Origin of the sequence: Sulfitobacter sp. G21635-S1, from assembly GCF_027213915.1 — a bacterium.
Lineage (GTDB): Bacteria > Pseudomonadota > Alphaproteobacteria > Rhodobacterales > Rhodobacteraceae > Sulfitobacter.
Genome location: NZ_JAPWGV010000001.1, coordinates 248,419 through 270,125 on the forward strand (window position 1 = coordinate 248,419; position 21,707 = coordinate 270,125).

20 protein-coding genes are annotated in these 21,707 nt (G+C 63.0%); 3 read left to right on the top strand and 17 right to left on the bottom strand.

Going from position 1 to position 21,707, the window contains the following annotated elements:
- Positions 1-300: 300 nt before the first annotated feature.
- Positions 301-1,074: an aspartate/glutamate racemase family protein gene (locus O4H53_RS01195; RefSeq protein ID WP_269360707.1), complete on the bottom strand. Its 774-nt coding sequence runs from the start codon at positions 1,072-1,074 to the stop codon at positions 301-303.
- A 544-nt stretch (positions 1,075-1,618) separates the two neighbouring features.
- On the opposite strand from O4H53_RS01195, the gene O4H53_RS01200 reads away from it, so the two are divergent.
- Positions 1,619-2,758, top strand: coding sequence for a tyramine oxidase subunit B (locus O4H53_RS01200; protein ID WP_269360708.1), 1,140 nt, complete (start codon positions 1,619-1,621; stop codon positions 2,756-2,758).
- A 135-nt stretch (positions 2,759-2,893) separates the two neighbouring features.
- On the opposite strand, the gene O4H53_RS01205 is transcribed toward O4H53_RS01200, so the two are convergent.
- Positions 2,894-3,781: a MurR/RpiR family transcriptional regulator gene (locus O4H53_RS01205; protein WP_269360710.1), complete on the bottom strand. Its 888-nt coding sequence runs from the start codon at positions 3,779-3,781 to the stop codon at positions 2,894-2,896.
- Between the two features lie 228 nt (positions 3,782-4,009).
- On the opposite strand from O4H53_RS01205, the gene O4H53_RS01210 reads away from it, so the two are divergent.
- On the top strand, positions 4,010-4,768 hold the full coding sequence (locus O4H53_RS01210; protein WP_269360712.1) for a 3-keto-5-aminohexanoate cleavage protein: 759 nt from the start codon (positions 4,010-4,012) through the stop codon (positions 4,766-4,768).
- Entirely contained in the window at positions 4,765-6,099 is a 1,335-nt protein-coding gene (locus O4H53_RS01215; protein ID WP_269360713.1) for an aspartate aminotransferase family protein, read from the top strand. The genes O4H53_RS01210 and O4H53_RS01215 overlap by 4 nt, the downstream gene beginning before the upstream one ends.
- A 50-nt stretch (positions 6,100-6,149) precedes the next feature.
- Here the strand turns inward: O4H53_RS01215 and O4H53_RS01220 are convergent, their stop codons facing one another.
- From O4H53_RS01220 to O4H53_RS01290, 15 genes are all read right to left on the bottom strand, one after another.
- On the bottom strand, positions 6,150-6,443 hold the full coding sequence (locus tag O4H53_RS01220; RefSeq protein ID WP_269360715.1) for a YciI family protein: 294 nt from the start codon (positions 6,441-6,443) through the stop codon (positions 6,150-6,152).
- Positions 6,444-6,457: 14 nt separating this feature from the next.
- Entirely contained in the window at positions 6,458-7,048 is a 591-nt protein-coding gene (locus tag O4H53_RS01225) for a TetR/AcrR family transcriptional regulator (protein WP_269360717.1), read from the bottom strand.
- A 106-nt stretch (positions 7,049-7,154) separates the two neighbouring features.
- Entirely contained in the window at positions 7,155-8,609 is a 1,455-nt protein-coding gene (locus O4H53_RS01230; RefSeq protein ID WP_269360718.1) for an aldehyde dehydrogenase family protein, read from the bottom strand.
- 2 nt (positions 8,610-8,611) lie between these two features.
- A complete protein-coding gene (locus O4H53_RS01235; RefSeq protein ID WP_269360720.1) occupies positions 8,612-9,889 on the bottom strand; it encodes an NAD(P)/FAD-dependent oxidoreductase in 1,278 nt (425 codons plus the stop codon).
- A gap of 9 nt (positions 9,890-9,898) precedes the next feature.
- Complete coding sequence (locus O4H53_RS01240) at positions 9,899-10,756, bottom strand: GNAT family N-acetyltransferase (protein ID WP_269360722.1); 858 nt, start codon at positions 10,754-10,756, stop codon at positions 9,899-9,901.
- Positions 10,757-10,765: 9 nt separating this feature from the next.
- Positions 10,766-11,161 (bottom strand): RidA family protein, encoded by a 396-nt coding sequence (locus tag O4H53_RS01245; RefSeq protein ID WP_269360724.1) that lies wholly within the window; start codon positions 11,159-11,161, stop codon positions 10,766-10,768.
- Positions 11,161-12,333, bottom strand: a complete 1,173-nt coding sequence (locus tag O4H53_RS01250) for a DSD1 family PLP-dependent enzyme (protein ID WP_269360726.1) — start codon at positions 12,331-12,333, stop codon at positions 11,161-11,163. The genes O4H53_RS01245 and O4H53_RS01250 overlap by 1 nt, the downstream gene beginning before the upstream one ends.
- Positions 12,334-12,717: 384 nt before the next feature.
- Complete coding sequence (locus O4H53_RS01255) at positions 12,718-13,593, bottom strand: GNAT family N-acetyltransferase (protein ID WP_269360727.1); 876 nt, start codon at positions 13,591-13,593, stop codon at positions 12,718-12,720.
- 272 nt (positions 13,594-13,865) lie between these two features.
- Positions 13,866-14,765, bottom strand: a complete 900-nt coding sequence (locus O4H53_RS01260) for a CobW family GTP-binding protein (RefSeq protein WP_269360729.1) — start codon at positions 14,763-14,765, stop codon at positions 13,866-13,868.
- The gene (locus O4H53_RS01265) at positions 14,762-16,264 is read right to left on the bottom strand and encodes an amidohydrolase family protein (RefSeq protein WP_269360731.1); all 1,503 of its coding nucleotides are present in this window, start codon (positions 16,262-16,264) and stop codon (positions 14,762-14,764) included. The genes O4H53_RS01260 and O4H53_RS01265 overlap by 4 nt, the downstream gene beginning before the upstream one ends.
- Before the next feature lie 13 nt (positions 16,265-16,277).
- Entirely contained in the window at positions 16,278-17,726 is a 1,449-nt protein-coding gene (locus tag O4H53_RS01270; protein ID WP_269360733.1) for a M81 family metallopeptidase, read from the bottom strand.
- Positions 17,723-18,247 (bottom strand): TRAP transporter small permease, encoded by a 525-nt coding sequence (locus O4H53_RS01275; protein WP_269360734.1) that lies wholly within the window; start codon positions 18,245-18,247, stop codon positions 17,723-17,725. Before O4H53_RS01275 ends, O4H53_RS01270 begins: the two co-directional genes overlap by 4 nt.
- Positions 18,248-18,251: 4 nt before the next feature.
- Positions 18,252-19,223, bottom strand: coding sequence for a TRAP transporter substrate-binding protein (locus tag O4H53_RS01280; protein ID WP_269360736.1), 972 nt, complete (start codon positions 19,221-19,223; stop codon positions 18,252-18,254).
- Positions 19,224-19,258: 35 nt separating this feature from the next.
- Entirely contained in the window at positions 19,259-20,542 is a 1,284-nt protein-coding gene (locus tag O4H53_RS01285) for a TRAP transporter large permease (protein ID WP_269360737.1), read from the bottom strand.
- Positions 20,539-21,684 carry an NAD(P)/FAD-dependent oxidoreductase gene (locus O4H53_RS01290; RefSeq protein ID WP_269360738.1) on the bottom strand — a complete coding sequence of 382 codons (1,146 nt, stop codon included), beginning with the start codon at positions 21,682-21,684 and terminating at the stop codon, positions 20,539-20,541. The genes O4H53_RS01285 and O4H53_RS01290 overlap by 4 nt, the downstream gene beginning before the upstream one ends.
- Positions 21,685-21,707 lie beyond the last annotated feature (23 nt).

Here is a 21,707-nt window from a genome sequence, read left to right on the forward strand (position 1 = left end):
GAGCCTGACGCCCGCCGGGCAGGCCCTGCCGACCTATGTGCGACCGGGCATGACCCAGATCGAACAGGCGCTCAACCTGTTCGACCCCACATCTCGGTTTCTGGTGTCGGAAGCCGTGAACTTCCCATTCAAACCGCTCTTGCGCAACGAAGCGCATCGCCGGGCTGTGGAGCGGCGATGCGGGACTTTGCTGCCGTCGATCACTGGCACCCAGGCCCGGAACACGCCGTATGCGCCGGGGTACAGGCGTTCTCCTTCCGACCCTCCGCTTGGGCCAACGCCTGACAACTTTACGGTGCCTTACAGACCTTTCGGATGCGTCAGGAATTCCTCGATCACTTCCGGCGGAGCCTTCACGTAATCTCCGGTGCGGCTGACGGATTGGCCCGTCAATTGCTTCAGACTGACAGCCATCTCCGCCATCTTGATCGCTATGGGGATGCCATTGATGACCGGCGCACCGCCGACATTGTGGTTCTGGAACTGCGCGAAAAGGACCATCGGAATGCCGCCACCCGGGATCACCACGTCGATGCCCTGTTCCACCAGGGGCGCCGCCTGTTTGTCGAAGAGATCCTTGACCTCAAGCGCCTTGTCCGCGTCGCCATAGGCCCCAAGGATCTGACCCGGCTCAAACTTCAGGGAATGAACGCCCGCAACCCGGTCACGCAGGCCGTATTTGCCGATCTGCTGGTGGAACCAGGGGATGAACCGCGGGTTGATCGTCACGATGCCAAGGCGTTGCCCCAGCTGGCAACACCAGAGCATCGTCGCCTCGCCCAGGCCGATCACGGGGATGTCGACAACGCTGCGCGCTTCGTACAATCCCGCATCCTGAAAATGCCCGACCACAACGGCATCGTAACCTTCGCGTTCTGCCCGGATCACATTGGCAATCATCTCGCGGGCGCAGCGGAACTCTACCAGCGGATGGGCATAGCTGTCGTAAGGTGTGATACCGTGAATATCCACGGTTGTCCCCGGAGACATGGCCGCGTTCAGGTTCTCGCGCAGGTGCTCCCAATAGGTGGCACCGTTTTCGTAATCAACATAGCTCTGATACCAAATCTTCATTTTTCTCTCCGTTTCTTACAACCTTGTTGGCGGTCTTTTGGATGTCGCTCAGGATGACATCTCGCTGTTCCGGATTGCATTCAATCACATCGCATCGGCCTGTGCCGCAGTCGCCGCGCTGACAGTCATAAAGCGGTCCATACCATCTGGGTCGAAGGGGCCACTTCGATCCGTGTCACCTTTTCGATCTCACTCGAAACGATGCGTACTTCACAGCTTATGGATGGCACGACGATGCCCTACCCCGCTCTATGTATATGCATAGTTTTATGTATGAAATAAAATACCGTCAAGGGATTGTTTACCGTCGAGGGGGCGCCAACAGCTTTGGCACGCACGCTCAGGCCACCTGGCCGGAACTGTCAAGAAACTGGCCGCAAGTGCCGTTCCCGGCTGTCCCGCGACCCGGTAACAATCAGTCACATTTTGCCGCGGCTCCGCAGGTGGCCGGGTATTAAGACCATCGCGTCTTGCTGCCCGGGCAACGGCCCGCGGCCTGCCCTGCAGGCGGGTGAACGGCACGAAAGACCAGGAGGAAGAAGCCATGAGTGTTTCCACCAAGATAGATTTCATCTACCTGTCCGAACCGGACATGGTCCGCGCGGGTGTGACCGATATGCCCGCCTGCGTGGATGCAATGGAAGAGATGTTCGCACTCCTGTCCAGGGGCGATTACCGCATGGCAGGCACGAACAACAGCTCGCACGGATCGCTGATCCTCTTTCCCGAAAACTCGCCATTTCCGAACATGCCAAAGCCCACGGTGGACCGGCGGTTCATGGCCATGCCCGCCTATCTGGGCGGCAACTTCGGCACCGTCGGCGTGAAATGGTACGGCTCGAACATCGAAAACCGCGAACGTGGCCTGCCGCGGTCAATCCTGATGTTCATCCTGACAGACACCGACACCGGCGCGCCCCTCGCGCTGATGTCGGCTAACCTGCTTTCGGCCTACCGGACAGGCGCCATTCCGGGCGTCGGCGCGCGCCATCTCGCACGGCAAGATTCACGGGTGGCAGGCATTCTCGGTCCTGGCGTCATGGGCAAGACCTCTCTCAGTGCCTTCATTGCGGCCTGCCCCGGGATCGACACGGTGAAGGTGAAAGGGCGCGGCCGCAAGAACCTGGAAAACTTCCTCGAATGGGTCAGGGAGACCTATCCCCAGGTCACGACGATCCGCGAAGTTGAAACCAATGAAGAACTGGTGCGGGGCTCCGATGTCGTGGCCTATTGTTCTTCCGGCGCGACAGGCGATCCGTCGGCCTATCCGCATGTTGAACGGGACTGGATCAGCCCCGGCACGTTTCTGGCCATGCCCGCACTGGGGAATTTCGACAAGGGCGTCGAAGGGCCGGAGGTGCGCAAGGTGCTGGATTATACCGGCCTGTACGAGGCCTGGTTTGATGAGGTGCCCAAACCGACCCACAATTCGATCCCCGTAGTCGGGATGCGTTTCATGGACCTTGTCGACGAAGGACGTCTGACAATGGACGATCTGGAGGATCTGAGCGACATCGTCGCAGGCATCGCACCCGGGCGCAGAAACGATGAAGAGATCATCATGCTTTCCGTCGGCGGCATGCCGGTCGAGGACGTGGCATGGGGGACGGTCCTTTATCGCAATGCGATCGAGAAGGGGATCGGCGTGAAGCTCAATCTCTGGGATACGCCGGTTCTACGCTGATGCGTCGGTAACCGGGGCCCGACACGCAGATATTGCCCGATGGTGTCCCGAGTCACGCCTGTCCGATGCCTGTTTCGGGCGGTCCTTGAAGAACCGGCCTTCGGAACGGCCCTTTCTGCCCCCAAACACCAAAAACTAACGTTTTTTCTGCGCTGACCAATAGGCATGGCTCTCTGCGTGGATGGCCTCGTAAGAAGCGATTCGCTGTCGCGCCGCATCGCCTCTGGCCGCCACCAGCTGGGTGATGAGCGCCTCGACAAGAGCCATGGCGCCAGCGTAACAGCTGAAGTAATGCGGCGACAGGACAGAGGCGATCATGGTTTCGTCGGCACTGAAGTCCGGTGCGACGATCTCGCTGTCTGAAATCATGATAAGTTTCACACCCTTGCGTCGCGCCAGCTTGCAGGCCTCGATGGTCTCGCGGGAATAGGGGGTAAAGGTCAGGGCGATCATGACGTCCCCCGGCTGCGCGTCGTGCAGCTCGTCCACCGGGCTGTTCATATGTCGCGGGATCAGTTGCAGCGAGGGCAGCGCCATCCGGCCGACGTAGTGCAGGTAATAGGCCAGCGCATAGGTCGCCCGCACCGCCGTAAGGTAGACCGTCGGCGCCGCCATCAGCATGTCCACCACCCGCTCCATCTGCGCGGCGTCCTGCTGCTCAAGCGTGCGCTGCACGATGCTCATGCTGTTGAGCGCGGCCTCCGCCTGGATGCGCCCCACCTCATCCGCTTCGCGCAGCCGGTCGATCCACGCGGGCTTTTCCATCACACCCCCCGCCGAAACCAGCGCCTGACGGAAGGGTTCGCGCATCTCGTCGTAGCCGCCAAAGCCGAGACGTTCGGCAAGCCGGACAAGGGTATATGTGCTCACGCCCGCCTTCTTCGCCGTCTGCCTGATCGGATCCAGCCCGAAGTCGGACGGGTGATCGACGACATATTTGGCCACGGTGCGCAGCCCTTTCGGCAGATCCGGGATCTGGTCCTTGAGGGTTGCGAGGATGCGGCTGCGCAACGTGGGATCCATGTAAAACGGCTCCTCCGGACATAACATACGTTATTTTGTGATGATATTGACGGAATTCGTTTTCGCCGCAAGGGTGAAGACAGACACAGCAACCCCGAACCGCCGCAAGACAAGGCAGGAACAGATGGCCGACACGCTCCCCCCGCACGCTTCCGTTGTCGTCAAGGGCGGCAGCGCGGGAATGAACCGCGCCCATGACCCGACAGCAACCGCAGGAGGGTCTGAGCCATGACACGCACCTTCATCATGGTCGCCCCGAACGGGGCCCGGCGCAGCAGGGCGGATCACCCCGCCCTGCCCGTCACCACCGACCAGATCGCCGCCACTGCCCTGGCCTGTGCCACCGCCGGGGCCGATGCCCTGCACCTGCATGTGCGGGACGACGACGGGCGACATTCGCTCGACGCCGGACGCTACCGCGAGGCGCTGGCCGAAATCGCGGCTCGGGCGCCTGCCCTGCGGCTTCAGATCACGACAGAGGCGGGCGGTATCTTTGACGTGGCCGACCAGCTTGCCTGCCTGAAGGCGGTGAAACCTGGCTGGGCCTCGATCTCGGTGCGCGAAATCGCCCGCGACCCGGCGCTGGCGGCACAGGTCTATGGCACCTGCGCCGACCTGGGGACCGAGGTTCAACACATCCTCTATGACACCGACGACATCGCGCTGCTGAACCGCTGGCAGGCCGAGGGCATAGTGCAGCCGGATCAAACCGAAGTGATCTTCGTGCTGGGCCGCTACACGCCGGGCCAGGCGTCTTCCCCCGACGATCTGCAACCTTTCCGTGACGCCATGCCAAAGGCTGCGGGATGGATGGTCTGCGCCTTTGGCAGCCAGGAACATGCCTGCCTGCTGGCCGCAGCCCGCGCAGGCGGCGCGCTGCGCGTGGGGTTCGAAAACAGCCTGACCGATCACTGCAACCACCCCCACCCTGACAACGCCGCCTCCGTCGCGGCGCTGCGTTCCTTATTGGAGAACCATCTGTCATGACCCGGAGCCACGTCTTCCCCCGCCATTGCCACGCCACGCTGCCGACCGCCATCGGCGGTGAGGGCTGCTATCTGATCGACACCGACGGCAAGCGTTACTTCGACGGCTCCGGCGGCGCCGCGGTCTCCTGCCTCGGCCATTCCAACGCGCGGGTGCGCGAAGCGATCAAGGCGCAGGTCGACCAGCTGGCCTTTGCCCATACCGGCTTTTTCACCTCGGACCCCGCCGAGAAACTTGCCGATCTGCTGATTGCCAATGCGCCGGGTGACCTCGACCGGGTCTATTTCGTCTCCGGCGGTTCCGAGGCCGTGGAAAGCGCCATCAAACTGGCCCGCCAGTACCATGTCGAAAACGGCGAACCGCAGCGCCGCCATCTGATCGCCCGCCGCCAAAGCTATCACGGCAACACCATCGGCGCGCTTTCGGCGGGCGGCAACGCCTGGCGCCGCCAGCAATTCGGCCCTCTGCTGGTCGAGATGAGCCATATCGCCCCCTGCTACGAATACGCCGACCGCTTGGAAGACGAGACTCCGGAGGCTTACGGCCAGCGCGTCGCCAATGAGCTTGAGGCCGAGATCCTGCGCCTGGGCGAGGACAGCGTCATGGCCTTCATCGCCGAACCGGTGGTCGGCGCAACGCTGGGCGCCGTGCCCGCCGTGCCGGGATACTTCAAGCGCCTGCGCGAGATCTGCGACCGCTACGGCGTGTTGCTGATCCTCGACGAGGTGATGTGCGGCATGGGCCGGACGGGCCACCTCTTTGCCTGCGACGGTGACGGCATCGCGCCCGACATCCTGTGCATCGCCAAGGGTCTTGGCGCGGGGTACCAGCCCATCGGGGCCATGCTCTGCTCTGCCCGGATTTACGACACCATCGCGGCGGGCACCGGGTTCTTCCAGCACGGGCACACCTATATCGGCCACCCGGTCGCGGCCGCCGCCGGGCTCGCCGTTGTCTCCGAACTGCTGGAAAGGGACCTGCCCGCGCAGGTCCGCACGCGGGGGCGACACCTGCAGGCGGCGCTGGAACAGCGCTTCGGCCAGCACGCCCATGTCGGGGACATCCGCGGTCGCGGGCTTTTCCGGGGGATCGAATTCGTCGCCGACCGCGGCACGAAAGCACCGCTCGACCCGGCACTGGGCATTGCGGGCAAGGTAAAGAAAGCCGCCTTTGCCGAGGGGCTGATCTGCTACCCGATGCCCGGCACCCGCGATGGACGCCACGGCGACCATGTGCTGCTGGCCCCGCCCTTCATCGCTACCGAAGCCGAACTTGACGAGATGGTCGACCGCCTGTCGCGCGCCGTCAATACCGTGATCCTGGATCTCTGACCCGTCACACCATCTGCATCGGCGCAGCACGGCTGCACCGGTTTATCCGGTCATGACGCCGCGGTCAGGAACGACAACCGCTCGTCGGTACGTGCCGGGGCGACTTCCTGAATCTCGGGGATGGCGATACCTTCCTGTACAAAGGGGTCATCCGCGATGCGTTGTTCCAGCGCCGCCCGATCACTGCCTGCGGCAAGAATGGCGCCGCCCCCCTGGGGTTTCAGGCTGCCCACAAGAAGAAAGGCACCCTCATCAAAACCACGGGCGATCCAGGCATTATGGGCCGCCATGAACTCCGATGCCTTTGATTTCTGTGCCGTGAGGAAAAGCGTGACGATATACATGATCTGTCCTCGTATCAGTGGTGGTTGTTGTGCTGATCAGCGACGGCATCAAGCCACGCCAGCATCTGCGCGACTTCCCTCTCCAGGAAATCCTCGTCCGGATAGGCATTGGCCAGGGTCGCCACACCCTGGCTGCGGGCCAGAATATGCAGGGCAAGCGCATCGGCCTCTTTTCCGCAGCCCATGTCCTGAAAGCGGTGGCGCAGCCACACGCGGAACAGGTCGAACAGGCCGCGCGCACCGGTTTCCCCGGGATGGTCAAGCTTGGCCAGTTCCGAAAACAATGTGCCGACAGGGCAGCCGAAGGACCGGATTTTCCTGTTGTTCTTCAGCAGGATGCCAATGAAATTCGCAATACAGTCCCGGGGCGGCTGGCCGTCATCGACCCAACCGCAAAGCATCTCGTGCCGGTCCCTGATACGGCGTTCGATCACCGCATCCAGAATCTGATCCTTGGTTTTGAAGTGATAATAGAAATTACCGCGCGAAATGCCGACCAGTTCCGCGACATCCGCAAAAGACGTGGCTTCGAACCCCCGTTCGTAAAACAGCCTGTCCGCCGCCGTTACGATTTTCTCCCGCGTCGCTGTTGGTTCCGCTGTCATGCCTGCGCCCCGGATAATGCCTAGGTCAAACGTCCTAGGCATTATCATTAGGTCGCTTGTCCTAACCTGTCAATGGTGTGCTCACTGGCAGGCAAAGCAGCCGCGATCAGCCCGGGAAGAACCCCAGGATGGCCTTGGTCTCCAGACATTCCTCCATGCCAAAGACACCGTATTCGCGGCCATTGCCCGATTGCTTGTAGCCGCCAAAGGCCGCATGGGCATCCCAGGCCGGATGGTTGATATGGACCTGACCGGAGCGGATCTGGCGCGCGACGCGCCGCGCGCGTTCCAGATCGGCAGATTGCACGTGGCCGCCCAGACCAAAGACCGTGTCATTGGCGATGGCCACGGCCTCCTCCTCGCTCTCATAGGGCAGGATGCACAGCACCGGGCCAAAGATCTCTTCCTGCGCGATGCGCATGGCGCTCTGCACACCCGAAAAGACCGTCGGCCGCGCATAAAACCCCTGGGTGATCCCTTCGGGCCGGCCCGGCCCGCCGCAGATCAGCCGCGCGCCTTCCTCAATCCCGACGCGGATCATCTGCTGCACGCGGTCATATTGCGCCCGGTTGGCCACCGGTCCCATGGTTGTCTCCGGATCCTTCGGGTCGCCGACAACCAGGGTGGCGGCATGTTCCCGCGCCAGCGCCTCGACCTCCTCCAGGCGTTCGGTCGGCACGATCATCCGTGTCGGCGCACTGCAGGACTGGCCCACATTGCGCATGCCCGAAGCGATACCAAGCGGCACGACGCGGGTAAAATCGGCATCAGGCAAGAGGATATTGGGCGATTTGCCCCCCAGCTCCTGCACCACCCGCTTGACCGTCACGGCAGCTGCCTGCGCCACCTGCACCCCGGCGCGCACCGAGCCGGTGATCGAAACCATATCCACACCCGGATGCGAGGCGATGGCGGCACCCACCTCCGGCCCGGTGCCGGTCACCATGTTGAACACACCCGCAGGCGTGCCCGCATCATGCATGACCTGCGCAAAAAGGATCGCACTCAGCGGTGACAGCTCACTGGGTTTCAGAACCACCGTGCAACCGGCGGCGATGGCGGGCCCGACCTTGGCGGTGATCTGATACAACGGCCAGTTCCACGGGGTGATCAACCCGCAAACGCCGATCGGCTCGCGCAGAATTGCGGTTGTGCCCTGCCGGACAAGAAAGTCGTAATCGCCCAGCACTTCGATGGCGGCACGGATATGGGCAATCCCGAAGGGCACCTGGGTGCTGCGGGAAAAGCTGATGGCCGCGCCCATTTCCCGGGTCATCGCCTGCGCAAGGTCTTCGGCCCGCGCTTCCAGCTGCGCCTGTATGCGCCCCAGCAGGGCGCGGCGCTCTGCCACCGTGGTCTGCGAAAAACTGTCGAACGCCCGGCGCGCGGCGATGACGGCGCGGTCCACATCCGCAGCGGTGCCTGCCGCAATACTGCCTGTCTGCTGCTCCGTCGCGGGATCGGCAAAGGCGATACCGGCATCGGACGATGCATCGACCCATGCGCCGTCAATGTAGAATTGCCTGGTTTTGGTCATATCCATCGGGCTCACCTCTTTCATCATCAGTGCAGGTAATCCTGCAATTTGTAATAGGCCCCCACGAAGGGCAGGAACCATGTCGGGCCAAAATGCCCCGGGATCGCGGGCCAGTCGAAATCGCCCCAGGGATTGGCAGTCGTATTGCCGTCCATCACCTCTGCCATGATCTGACCCATGTAGGTCGCCATCTGCGTCCCGTGCCCGGAATAGCCCATCGAATAGAACAGCCCCTCGCGTTCACCCGCACGCGGCAGCCGGTCGGCGGTCATATCGACCATCCCGCCCCAGCAATAATCGATCCTGGTATCGGCAAGGTCCGGGAAGATCTCGACCATGGAGCGCCGCAGGATGGCGCCGCTTTTGACATCCGACCTGGCGTTGGACCCGGCAAACCGGGCGCGCCCCCCGAACAGCAGGCGGTTGTCGGGGGTGACGCGGAAATAGCTGACAAAGTTGCGGGTGTCCGTGGCATTGCGGCGGCCCGGCACCAGAGCGTCAAGCTGCTCTCTGGACAGGGGCTCGGTGACAATCAGGAACGCCCCCACCGGCACGATGCGGCGGCGGAACCACGACAGCGGCCCGACAGCCGAGGTGCCCGTGGCCAGCAACACCTGTCTGGCATTGACCGAACCGCGTGGCGTGGTCAACCGATGCGCCTGACCGTTCAGCCGCCTGATGCCGGTGACCGGGCTGCTCTCATGCAGATGCGCGCCATGGCGGGCCGCAGCAGTGGCCAGCCCATGGACATATTTGCCCATATGCATCTGTGCCGCATGCGGAAAGATCAGCCCCCCGAAATAGCGGTCCGTACCCACTTCCGTGCCCAGCTCCGCGCGCGAGACCAGCCGCGCATCGGGGTCTGCCCCCTGCACCATCAGCTCATGCGAACGGGCCAGCTTGTCATAATGGGCAGGCTTGGCCGCCATCTTCAGCTTGCCGACGCGCTGAAAGTCGCAATCGATGTTCTCCGCGCGGATCAGGGTTTCAACCGTATCCACGGCGGTGTTGAAGCTCTGGTAAAGCCGCAGGCTGGTTTCGGCCCCCAGCTTGCCGACCATACCGGCATAATCCTGGGCAAAGCCATTGTTGCACATCCCGCCATTCCGCCCCGAGGCGCAGCCGCCAAGCCGGTCGGCCTCCAGCAGGACCACGCTTGCGCCCTTGCGCGCCAGGGCAATGGCAGCGGACAACCCGGTAAAGCCGCCGCCGACCACGGCCACGTCATAATCGCCTTCCACAGGCCCCGTTTCGCAACCCTGGAACCTGGGGGCGGTGTCGTGCCAGTAAGAAACAAGTTTCATTTCTTTGCCTCAACCAAAGGATTGACTGGCCAGAGCGAACAGCCGCTCCGGCCCGGGAATTGCAGGGCGCTTGCCCCGCATCATGGTAGTGACCTGATCCACTTCGGGCAGGCCCAGCTCCGTCAGCCAGGCGCCCAGCCCGCTGTCGCCGCCGATGTCGATGCGCCGGACCTGACCGGCCCTGGACCGCAGGAAATACCGGATCAGCGCCTTGGCGTCCGCCGCCCCGCCTGCCACCACCGGCCCGATCACCTGGCCAAGCCCGAAGGGGCGGCAGATGGCATAGGCCTGCGGCCCCGCGTCACCCGCGATCACCATGACGGAACCGGTCTGGAAGAATTCCGCGATCATCCGCTGGCGGTCGGCCCCAAAGGCGCGCCGGTCCATCTGCAGGATCGCCTGCATGTCCTCGGCGCGGGCGGCACGCACCTGCGGATCTGCCGCATCCGGTGCCACGTTCAGGCTGGCCGGTGCCAGATGCTGATGAACCGTTCCCTGTGCCTCAAAACCGAAACTCTGATACAGCCGCATCCCCTCGGTCGTGGAATTCAGCATCACGGCGCGCCTGCCGGTAAGTTCCAGCAAACGGGTCAGCAAGACCCGCCCCAGCCCGCGCCCCTGCATGGCGGGTGACACGATGATGCTGCCACAGGTGGCAAAACCATCCCCATAGGGCCAGCACAGGGCAGAGCCGATGACCGCGCCGTTTTCTTCGGCCAGAACCCCCTGCCCCAGGGTCTGCGCGATGCGCCAGTCCTCCAGGCGATAGGCCCAGCCGACCGCTTGCGACAGGTTCAGCGCACTTTCCAGATCAGGCTGCGCTGCGGTCATCGGGCGCAGGGTTACGGGCAATGTCTTCAGATCCATGTCTTCTCCTCACGCATGGCAGGCGGCGATGGCGTCGATTTCAACGAGATAGCCGTAGTGCAGCTCGGGCACCGGCACGACAGAACGGGCCGGGCGCAGATCGCCTAGCATCTGCGCATAGATCGCGTTGAAACGTGGCCAGTTGGCGACGTCCACAAGATAAACCGTCACCTTCAGCAGGGTCTCGGCCGAGGCCCCGGCGGCCCTGGTGACAGCCAGCAGGTTGGCGATGGCCTGCCGCGCCTGGGTCTCGAAATCCGCCTGCGGGTGGTGGCTGCCATCCGGGGCGACGGGCAGCTGCCCCGAGACATAGACCAGCCCGCCATGCCGCAGCGCCTGCACGTAGTGACCCGCAGCAGCGGGGGCATCCTTGGTCGAAACCGGGGTGATCTCTGCCGCGCGCATCACCAGCCTCCGAACCGCGGCCAGACCGCTTCGACATCGCGGCTGTCACTGCGCAGCACATGATAGCGGTCATGCTGCGCGCCGGTGGCGCAGGCGTGATTGGGCAGGATCCGCAGGCGGGTGCCGATCGGCAGATCGGGCAGCACGGCGCCTGATCCTGGCCGCAGGGCAAGAATGCCATGTTCCTGATTGGCATCCACCATGATCAGATCCGCCAGCGGCGCACCATCAATGTCGCAGACCAGCCCATAGCCCTGATCAAGCACCTGTTTCGACGTGCCCCGGTCGCGCGACATCGCCATCCAGCCGGCATCGACCAGGATCCAGCCCTTTTCCTGCTGATGTCCGATCACCGTGGCCAGCACCGAAACCGCGATGTCGTCCACCGCACAGACGCCGATCCCGGCCATCACCAGATCGAAGAAGACAAAGACACCGGCCCGCACTTCGGTCACACCGTCAAGATTCTCGGCAAAATGCGCCGTCGGGGTCGACCCGACGCTGACCACCGGACATTCATAGCCGGCCTCGCGCAGAATGGTGGCCGCCGCGACCGCGCTGGCCCGCTCGCCCTCGGCACAGGCGCGCAGCGCCGCGTCGCCGCGCGCGCCATAGCTGTCACCGGCATGGGTCAGCACCCCGCGCAGGGCGCCCGCCTCTGTCAGCGCCCCCGCAATGGCCAGCAACCTCTCGCGGTCATGCGGCAGCACGCCGGAGCGATGGCCGTCACAGTCAATCTCGATCAGCGCCGGAATCGCAGCACCCGCCCTGCGCGAAGCCTCGGCCACGGCCTGCGCCTGAACCACCGTGTCCAGGGTTACCGCCAGATCCACCCCTGCCCCGCGCAGCGCCAGCACGCGGTCCAGCTTGTCAGGGGTGATGCCCACGGCATAGGTGATGTCGGTGACACCGGCGGCGGCAAATTCCTCGGCCTCTTTCAACGTCGATACCGTCGCCGGACCTGCTGCCGTGGTCATCACCCGCCGCGCGGCCTCGGGCGATTTGCAGGTTTTCAGATGCGGGCGCAGCTCGGGCCCAAGCTGCGCCAGCCGTCCCCGCAACCGCGTCACATTGCGGTCCATACGGTCACGGTCAAGAACCAGACAGGGGGTGGCAAGGGTTTCCAGGCACTGACCGGCCTCAGATGGTGGATTTGCTGGGATTGAGGACATCTTCAGGCTCCGTAACTTGTGGTGATCGGCAGTGCCCGGCTCCGGCCCGGTCGCAACGCCGGTGATCCGGCCGGTGCGGCTTCCCACCAATGGGGCGTGTTCTTTCCGGCAGTTCTGTTGGCTGGCATCTGCATATCTTCTCTTTCGGGCGAACCGGACGGCCCTGGTGCCCTTGGGATCAGAATGACCATTCGCGCGCCGCAGGATTCTCCGTTTCCGCAGCCAGTCGCGACATCTTCTTTCGTACTTCCATGAAAAACCGCAGGGTTCACACTTGCCGCAGAACTACGGAAGTTTGCCTTGGATGGGAGGGTCAGCCCGGGGTGAGGGTCCCCGCGGGGAGTACAATCCGGCAAGGGGATGGCGTGGCTCAGCCCCGCGCGATCAACTCAGGGCGTGGCCCGCCAGAGCAAAGACCCAGGGTGCGGTCGCAGAGCGGTTCAGGAACCTGCGGCCCTTCGACATCGTGATCGTCGTCTCGACCGGGGCGAGCCCACATTGGGTCAGGAACTCGGCAAACGGGCCGGATTCTTCGCGTGTGTCGATCCGCACCTGACACCCCTTCATCGTTTTCAGATGCCAGGCGGCAAGCTGGATCGCATCTTCATCGTTGCTGGCGACAATCGGGCCAATCACCTCAAGCCCCCCGAAGGGACGGCGCATCGAATAACCAACCACTTTTCCATCCCGGCGCAGAACGCAGATGGAAGACGTTTCCGCCAGTTTTTCCAGCACCGGAGCACGGTTCACGCCAAAGCCCTGGCTGTCGCAATCCATGATCTCGTCGATCTGGGAGACAGGCAAATTGCCCAGACTTCCCTGTGCGGGGCCCAGTTCCGGCACAGCGGACACTTTGCCCGCATTCAGGAAAACCGTCGCCTCATGTTCAAAGCCCAGAGAAAGATAAAGCGGATAGGCGGCCTTTGTCGCATTCAGGGCCAGGTTGCTGACTTTGCAACGCTCCAGCACCTGCGCCATCAGCCAGCGGCCCGCCCCCTGCGCCTGCGAGCGGGTCGTCGTGATCACCAGCCCGATTGTTGCAAAGTCTTCGCTTTGCTGAAACCACATCGCACTGCCAAAGACGCGGCCAATCTCGTCCACCGCGACGATCCCCTCGCCAACCTGCCGCAGGAACTCCCAGTCGGCGGGACGGTGCGGCCAGCCCACCCCGGCTGAAAGGGCATGCAACAGGTGAACATCGACATCGGAAATATCCTGCGCGACCAGCTCGAAGGACTTAATGCGAACGGATTTTCCCATCGAGACTCCTCCTCCAGCGATCTGATCCGCTATTTTCCCGGTCACATCCCACCGGTGAGCTTAGCGCGGGAACAATAGTTGTTGTCCTGATAATGGCTTCAATGCATCGGTAGAATTCACTTCATTTGGCCTGGCCAGCCAATTATTCTGCTAAACTGGTTTGATATTACGCACAACCAACATTGCCATCGGCTGTGAGCGATAGCTGAACCGCGCTTCCTGTTCCAACCGCCAGGCATTTCCGGTGCAAGCCGGGCCACTGACAGTACAATTCAGGTTTCAAGCCTGCGGAGCAGCCCGATGGCCTCGTCCAACCCGGTCTTGTCACGCTCTGCGATCAGGACAAGCCGGCAGACGGGATCCACCCCTTCTTCTGCGCGGGCCAGCGTGGCGCGGTTGCCTGAAAGCTGGAACAGCATCATGTCAGCCTGACCCTTAAACCGAATGAACCCTTTTGCCCGCAACAACCCCGGCGCGAGCTGGCCCATCACTTTCTGAAATGCACCAAGATCAATGGCACCTTCATGGATCCATTCCGCGTGGGCAAAGCGATTGTCCGGCACCGGGTTTGTCCTGGGGAAGCTGCGGTTTGTCTCCTGCAGCTCAAGCAAGGCGGATATCGAGGGCGCCTCCGCAAGGTCGAGGATGGTCTTTCTGAAGGCGACGGACAGGCGGCTGCGCAATGCGCTCAACGCTTCAGTGGTCGTGCAATCCCCCTTGGCCAGAAGCAGCACATCCGAGCCGCGGACCTGCGTCTGCCACAAGGGGTCTTCCATGCGATGCTGTGCATCTGTGGCGTCGACGACGCCGATGACCGACTGCAGGCGCGCGGACTGCCAGATCACCGGGTCCATGAGGGACTGGATGATGCCGGTGGGATCTGCCACACCGCTGGCTTCGACCACGATCAGTTCCGGCACCGGTGTCTGGCGCATGACCGTGCGCAGCGTGCGCAGCAGGTCGCCCTGGAGCGAGCAGCAGATGCAGCCATTCTTCAGCCCGATCACCCCATCTGCCGATGTGCCGATCAATGTGGCGTCGATGTTGATAGACCCGAAGTCATTGACAATGGCCGCGATCCGCAGGCCATGACCGCTTTGCAACAATGTGTTGATGAAAGTGGTCTTCCCGGCGCCGAGAAACCCGGTGACAACCAGGATCGGTACGCTCATGAGGTCTCGCGTCTGATCGGCCTGCCCGGCGCGGCATCGGGGTTGAGCATGCCATCCGTGATGACAGCCACCCCGTTGACCAACAGATGGCACACACCCACCGACGGGCGGTTCATTGCGGTGAAATCGGCCCGATCCTCCAGGGTTTCGAGGTTGAAAACGACGATATCGGCATCGCACCCTTCCTGCAGCCGGGCCTTGCGCGTCATCTGCGCTGCACATCCTTCGATGACCCTGGTGGGCAGGATCGTGCATTTTGCCAGACCTTCCATCAGGGACATGGTCTGGCGGTCCCGCACATAGCGGCTGATAAACCGTGTGAACGTGCCGGATGAACGCGGATGCGCGGAAAGGGTATCGGGCAACGGCCATTCCAGCCCTTCATAGATGCTGCCGTCCTCGTTGATCCAGGGCATCGCGTCCGAGGCGATCGAGCCGCCCGCATAGGTCACCGACAGGTCCAGCAGGCGGCGGTGCTCATCGTTCACCTCCACATCCAGGAAATGCCACATCACCAGGTCGGAAGGGGCGTTTTCGCGGGCTTTTTCAATATCCTCGCGTCCGGTGAACCGGTGGTGGTTCCGGATCAGCTCGACATTGGAATAATCGCTGCCGGTGCGCCGGGTAAAGTCCGGGTCACTGAAAAAACCGGCGCTGACAACAGTGGCCCCCGTGCCGTAGGGGTAGGCCTCGGTCGTGACCGGCAGGCCCTGGGCCTGCGCCTTGGCGACCAGTTCCGTCACCCGCTCGATGTCCATCAGCGAAGTCGAGTTCAGGTGGCAGATATGCATATGCGCGCCGGTCGCCCCTGCCAGTCCAATCAGCCGCACATAGCTGTCGACCGAGCTTTGCGGGTCGATGTTGCTGAGATAGGCGATATGGGTGAAGGTCGGTGTGCCGTATTCAAAAGCCAGATCGCAGATTTCGGTCATTTCCTTGACCCCCGCGCCGGGGGCATATCCGTTGGGGATACCGATGCCTATGGCACCTTCATCCAGCGCCTGCCGCACATGGGCGACGATGGCTTTCGTTTGATCCGCATCCGCGGCCTCAGTCGACCAGCGCATATCTTCCGCACCGGCGCCCATCTGGTCGATCGGATGCACGCCGACGTCCAGTGTGATGGCACCCATCACCGCCTTGCGCCCGAACAGCCAGGCCGCTGCGGTGCCATAGTTCAGCGCGCGCGGAATACCCGCCTGCCTGTCGTACCATCCCGCCACGGGAAGCGCGCCGACCTCCAGTTCCAGCGTTGTGGTAACACCGTCAAAAGCCTGCATCCGGTCCGCCGCAACCGACTGGCCATGTGCGTGAATGTCCACGAAACCGGGAGAGACGATCAGCCCGGTTGCGTCGATCTCTGTCTTGCCCTTGTCAGATACCGCGCCGATCCGGGTGATCTGCCCGCCCGAGATGGCGATGTCGCAGACCTGATCGAAGCCGCTGTCCGGGTCCATCACCCGGCCATTGCGGATTATGATGTCGGGGATATCTGTCATGGATTATTCCATTCTATGAGAAAGGGTTATCGACCCTTGGCCAATAGTTCCCGTCGCGTTTGGTCAGCGGAAGTCTGGTGAAATCCGGGGTGATGGCACCGGGGGTGCCGAGGTGGATAACCTCTGCCGCCATCGGGGCGAAGCCATCGTAGAAATGCTGTGAGGATTTCACGACCACGTATTTCATTGCGGCAAGGTTGATGCCAAGGTTTTCGAAGGCTTCAGGGTGGAAGGTCTGGGTGCGGCGCGTGTTCAGGACAAGATGCACACCATCCGCTTCGAGCCAGACGCAATCGCCCATGTTCATTTCCGCCGTGCCCAGATGCTGCACGGCATCATGGGCGATGCCGCGCACCGTCACGGTCAGATCGACCGGATCGCCTGACATGGGTCCGATCTTGCCCCCCACGCGCACGGCCATTGTGGCCCCGATGCCCGCGTCGATGCACATGCCGACAAGCACAGGATCCCAGAAGGTGCCGATGGCGACATCTTTCAGCCCGCGCTCCAGCACGGCCTGGAGGACATAGGTGGAATCCGAAGGCGCCCCGCCCCCCGCATTATCCGCGAAATCCGCCAGCACGACGGGTGCGGCGTTGGATGCGACGGCACGGTCGATCCCTTCGTCCATGCCGGGGAAGCGGCGCAGGTCGCCGCGCATGTCCCAAAGCGCCCGGCCCAGGGCCTCGGCCCGTTCTGCGGCAAGATCCGCGTCGCCATCGGTGATGACCAGCGTCCTTGTCCCGCAGCGCGGATTGTCCCCCCATGGAAAGCCATGCACCAGAGAGACAGAGAGGATACCGCCCGTCCCTTCCATCGCGCTCATCCGGTCCACGTAGCTGCGCACCGGTTCGAACGGCGTGTGATACATGGCCATCATCCGGCAGTCATAGTCGCGCATGACCGGCGTGACCCGGCCCGCCGCTGCATCGGCGCAGATGGTGAACAGTTCTTCGGCGCGTTCGGTCACGTCGATATGGGGGTATTCCTTGTAGCAGATGATCGCGGTGGCATTGTCCAGCATCGCTTCGGTAAGGTGGCAATGAGGGTCAACCTCCAGCCCAACTTTTGCATCGGGCCCGACGATGACGCGCACCCGGTCGAGCAGGTCACCTTCGCAATCGTCGTAGCCTTGTGCGATCATCGCGCCATGCATCGACAAGAGCACCACGTCGACCGGCATGGCAGATCTGAGATCGCTCAGGATGTCATCGCGCATCGCCTCGTAGACATGGCCGACGGTGGGGCCCGCCGGTTGCGCATAGGTCGACAGGCTTTCGGCCACTTCCCATCCCAGCGCTTCGGCGCGGTGTCGCCAGACCGTGACGGCAGCGGCGTAAAGCCCCGCTTCGCCCCGCGATGCCTGCTTGGTGTAAAGATGTTCCTTGAACCCGCTCCACCCCGTCGGGATCGGGGAGAACGAATTGGTTTCAGTTGCCAGCGAAGCCATGAAGAGTTTCATCGGGTGTCTTTCAGTTCGGCGATGGCCCGCGCGATATCGGCCAGCACGTGCAGGAGAATGAGCGAAAAGGCGAGCGGGATCGCTATCCCGAAGACCACCATCGGCAGGTCCATCGTTTCGGTTTGCCTGCCCGTCAGCCGCGCGAGGTAGCCGCGCGCCGGATCGGCGCCGGGCCCGAGGAAGCTGAACCAGAGGATCGGCAGGATAAAGCACAATACGCCGAAGGCGCGGACCAGAGTGGCCGCAAACCCGCGGGTTCCGGTGGCTTTCAGGGCCTCGGGGAAAAGGGTCGGGTCGCTGCGGAACCGAAAGGCGCAGGTCGCGCCCAGCAATCCGCCCCAGACCATGGAGAAGCGCGCAAGCTCTTCTGTCCAGATCGGAGGTTGGTTCAGAAGGTAGCGGGCGATGACCTGCCAGCCGGCCGCGAAGAGCATCAGCGCGACCGCCAGGGCAGCGCCCAGCAGCGCCACGCGGTTCAGCCCGCCCGACAGCCGGTCCAGCAGATTTGCCACCGCCCGCATGGGATCAGCGCCCGACCGCTGCGTTCCAGGCGGCAAGCGCGCCATCGGGCATTTCGGTGGATTCATAAAGCGGCTGGCTGGCGTCACGGAATTTCTGACGCTCCTCCGGTGTCAGTTCGATCACCTCGATCCCCGCCTCACCCAGTTGCTTGAGCACTTCGGTATCGTCGGAAACCAGCTTGCGGTTCGCCTCATGGGCCGCTGCGACGGCCGCCTGCACGGTCGCGCGCTCTTCGTCCGTCAGACCTTGATACCAGTCCTCGGAAGCAATCGCGACGCGGACAGAGGGGCTCATCCGGGCATTGGTGAAATAGTTGATGAAGGAGGTGTGCCCGTAGGTCAGCGGCACGAAGGCCGGGTTGATATAACCGCCCGCGACGCCGGTTTGCAGCGCATTGGGCACTTCGGACCAGGATACGATGGTCCCTTTCGCGCCCCATTGCTCGAATGTGTTGATCTGCACCTCGTCCAGGGCACGCATCCGCACGCCGCTCATGTCCTCAAACGTGCGGATCGGCACTTCTGTGGTGAAGATACCCGTGGGGGTGCCGGTATAGACGATGTCCAGCACGCGCACGCCCTTGGGGGTGGTGCCCGCGTTGATCTGCGCCAGCATGCCGCCTGCGTCCAGCGCCATGTCCAGTTGCGCCATGTCGTCGAAAAAGTAGGGCATCATCGACCCGTTGATCGTGGTGTCGAGCGCCCCTGCCGATTTCGCGTCGGACATGGAGACTTCGAGCAACCCTTGGCTGACCTGGTCCAGACGCTCTGCCTCTTCGCCCAGCGAGTTGCGTTCAAACTCCGTGGCTTCGATGCCATTGGCGTTGAGGTATTCGCCAAAGGTATGGGCCCACATGTAGGTGCCTGATTTCTCCAGATCAGGCGGGCTGTCGAGCGCGATCTTGACTTCCGCCGTCGCGGGCAGTGTCAGGGCGACGGTGATGGCTGAAGCGGTCAGAATGGTTGTCATTCTCATTTTCTGGTTCCTTCCCTTGTTGGTGTGGTCTTGAGCTATTTCCAAAGCCCCAGCGTGCGGGGCAGCCAGAGGCTGATCTCGGGCGTGAAAACCAGCACGCCCAGGACAATGATTTCGGCAAAGACAAAGGGCATGACCGCGCGGGCAAGCCGCCAGTAATCCACGCCCGTCACGGTGGAGACGATCAGCAGACAGCCGCCCAGCGGGGGCGAGACCAACCCGATGCAGAGGTTGAAGCAGATGACGATGCCCAGGTGTACGGGGTCCGCCCCGTTGGCCAGTGCGACAGGTGCCAGCAGCGGCACCAGCAAGGCCAGTGCAACGGGCACGTCCATCACCATCCCGGCAAAGATAAACAGGATGTTCATCACGATCAGGAAACCGACGGGGCCAAGGCCCATCTGATCGACCAGCCCGGCAATCGCCTGCGGAATTCTTTCGAGTGCGGCGAGATGGCCAAAGGCGGCCACGGCGCAGAGGATCATGAAGATCGACCCGGTCAGGACGGCGGTGCGCGAGAAACTCTCCCAGACATCGGAGGCCGTCAGCGGCGAATAGAAGAATGATGCGACGATCGCGGCGCCTACCGCGACAGAGGCCGCTTCGGTCGGGGTCATCCAGCCCAGAACGATGCCGCCCACAATGACCAGCGGCAGGCACAATGCCGGAAGGGCGGCAAAGACTGCGGACAGCAGGTTCGGCGCTTCGCCTTTTTCGACGCGCGGGTGGTCGTCGCGCCAGGCAAAGAAACCATTGACCGCGAAAAGCGCCACAGCCAGCAGCAGGCCCGGCAGAATGCCCGCAACGAACAGCGCCGCAACCGAGGTCTGCATCAATGCGCCGTAGAAAATCAGGATGATGGAGGGCGGCACAATCGGGCCAATGATCGACGAGGCCGCAGTGATCGCACCGGCATATTCCGCCGTATAGCCCCGTTCCCGCATCGCCGGGACCAGGGTGTTTGACAGCGCCGCCGCATCGGCCACGGCCGACCCTGAAATGCCCGCGAAAAAGACAGAAGTCATGATATTCACATGCCCCAGCCCACCGCGCAGCCGTCCAATCAGTGCCATCGAAAGGTCGATCAGCGACTTGGTCACGCCCCCCCGGTTCATCAATTCGCCTGCAAGAATGAACAGCGGCATCGCCAGCAGGGAAAACACGCTGATCTGGGAAAACACCTTTTGCGGCAGGACTGCCAGGTAGCGGGTGTTGTCGGAAATGACAAAGCTGAGCACTGCCGCGCCGCCGATGACATAGGCAAGCGCAAGGCCAGAGGCCAGAAAGGCCGCCGCGATGAAGGGCACGATCCAGATCATGCCGGCACCGCCAGCCGGTTGGGCGAGACCTGCGAAGGGTCAAAGCCGGTGTCGGTCACCACCGCGGGCATCTCCGCGCCCAGGATCAGGGCCGCCGCAACCTCGGCGGCGGCGGGGGCGGACTGGATACCATATCCACCTTGCCCCGCCATCCAGAAGAAACCGTCAACCCTCCAGGAGAACCCGATGACCGGCTCCTTGTCGGAGACGAAACTGCGCAGTCCCGCCCATTTGTTTTCGATCCGTCTGATATCCAGATCGAAGGCTGTCATGATCCGGTCCGCGCAGATGGCGACATCCATTTCTTCGGGCTGGGCATCACAGGGATCGGTTGGTGTTTCATCGGCAGGCGAGATCAGCAACCGGCCCGCGTCGGGCTTCAGGTAGAATTCTTCGTCAATGTCGATTGTGATGGGGGCATCGCGCCGGGTGAAACCCGCCGGTTCCGCCACAACCATCGCCGTGCGCCGCTTGGGCACCAGTCCGATGTTTTCGGCACCTGCCAGCTGCCCGATCTGATCGGCCCAGGCCCCCGCCGCGTTGACGATCACCGGCGCGGTCATGTGGTCTTGGCCAGAGGTGCGGACAACCCAGGTGTTGCCTTCCCTCTTCAGCCCCTCAACAGCGGCTTTTGTACGGGTCACACCGCCCCGCGCCCTGAACAGCCGCAGATAACCTTGATGGAGCGCGGCAACATCGATGTCCTGCCCGCCACAATCCAGCATCCCCGCAGTTGCATAGCCTTCGCGCAGCAAGGGTTGATGGGCGCGCAGACCGCTCGCATCAAGCCGCTGCACCCTGGTCCCGGTTGCCACCGCAGCAATCGAGCTTTCCAGCGCTGCAAGCTGATCCGCACGGGCGATCATCAGGATCTGGCGGGGCGTCAGCAGCGCTTCGGATGCAAAACCTTGGGGCGGCTGATCGTAAAACCCGCGAGAGGCACGGGTCAGCGCGCGCACGGCTTCGGGCCCATAGCTGGGGGCAAAGACGGCGGCGGAACGCCCGGTGGTGTGATAGCCTGGCTGGCTTTCCATCTCGACCAGCACAACCCGCAATGAGGCGGCCAGATGCGCCGCGACCGATGCCCCGGCAATGCCTGCGCCGATGATGATCACGTCCGCCGAGTGGGTCAGTTCAGCCATTGCAGCACTTTCTATGGGGTCGA

Excerpts from the sequence above, each read along its gene's own strand:
- O4H53_RS01225 (WP_269360717.1), bottom strand. The coding sequence starts at position 7,048 with ATGACAGCGGAACCAACAGCGACGCGGGAGAAAATCGTAACGGCGGCG.
- O4H53_RS01260 (WP_269360729.1), bottom strand. The coding sequence starts at position 14,765 with ATGAGCGTACCGATCCTGGTTGTCACCGGGTTTCTCGGCGCCGGGAAG.
- O4H53_RS01255 (WP_269360727.1), bottom strand. The coding sequence starts at position 13,593 with ATGGGAAAATCCGTTCGCATTAAGTCCTTCGAGCTGGTCGCGCAGGAT.
- O4H53_RS01285 (WP_269360737.1), bottom strand. The coding sequence starts at position 20,542 with ATGATCTGGATCGTGCCCTTCATCGCGGCGGCCTTTCTGGCCTCTGGC.
- O4H53_RS01245 (WP_269360724.1), bottom strand. The coding sequence starts at position 11,161 with ATGCGCGCGGCAGAGATCACCCCGGTTTCGACCAAGGATGCCCCCGCT.
- O4H53_RS01195 (WP_269360707.1), bottom strand. The coding sequence starts at position 1,074 with ATGAAGATTTGGTATCAGAGCTATGTTGATTACGAAAACGGTGCCACC.
- O4H53_RS01280 (WP_269360736.1), bottom strand. The coding sequence starts at position 19,223 with ATGAGAATGACAACCATTCTGACCGCTTCAGCCATCACCGTCGCCCTG.
- O4H53_RS01205 (WP_269360710.1), bottom strand. The coding sequence starts at position 3,781 with ATGGATCCCACGTTGCGCAGCCGCATCCTCGCAACCCTCAAGGACCAG.
- O4H53_RS01220 (WP_269360715.1), bottom strand. The coding sequence starts at position 6,443 with ATGTATATCGTCACGCTTTTCCTCACGGCACAGAAATCAAAGGCATCG.
- O4H53_RS01230 (WP_269360718.1), bottom strand. The coding sequence starts at position 8,609 with ATGAAAGAGGTGAGCCCGATGGATATGACCAAAACCAGGCAATTCTAC.
- O4H53_RS01265 (WP_269360731.1), bottom strand. The coding sequence starts at position 16,264 with ATGACAGATATCCCCGACATCATAATCCGCAATGGCCGGGTGATGGAC.
- O4H53_RS01240 (WP_269360722.1), bottom strand. The coding sequence starts at position 10,756 with ATGGATCTGAAGACATTGCCCGTAACCCTGCGCCCGATGACCGCAGCG.
- O4H53_RS01270 (WP_269360733.1), bottom strand. The coding sequence starts at position 17,726 with ATGAAACTCTTCATGGCTTCGCTGGCAACTGAAACCAATTCGTTCTCC.
- O4H53_RS01250 (WP_269360726.1), bottom strand. The coding sequence starts at position 12,333 with ATGTCCTCAATCCCAGCAAATCCACCATCTGAGGCCGGTCAGTGCCTG.
- O4H53_RS01275 (WP_269360734.1), bottom strand. The coding sequence starts at position 18,247 with ATGCGGGCGGTGGCAAATCTGCTGGACCGGCTGTCGGGCGGGCTGAAC.
- O4H53_RS01215 (WP_269360713.1), top strand. The coding sequence starts at position 4,765 with ATGACCCGGAGCCACGTCTTCCCCCGCCATTGCCACGCCACGCTGCCG.
- O4H53_RS01290 (WP_269360738.1), bottom strand. The coding sequence starts at position 21,684 with ATGGCTGAACTGACCCACTCGGCGGACGTGATCATCATCGGCGCAGGC.
- O4H53_RS01210 (WP_269360712.1), top strand. The coding sequence starts at position 4,010 with ATGACACGCACCTTCATCATGGTCGCCCCGAACGGGGCCCGGCGCAGC.
- O4H53_RS01200 (WP_269360708.1), top strand. The coding sequence starts at position 1,619 with ATGAGTGTTTCCACCAAGATAGATTTCATCTACCTGTCCGAACCGGAC.
- O4H53_RS01235 (WP_269360720.1), bottom strand. The coding sequence starts at position 9,889 with ATGAAACTTGTTTCTTACTGGCACGACACCGCCCCCAGGTTCCAGGGT.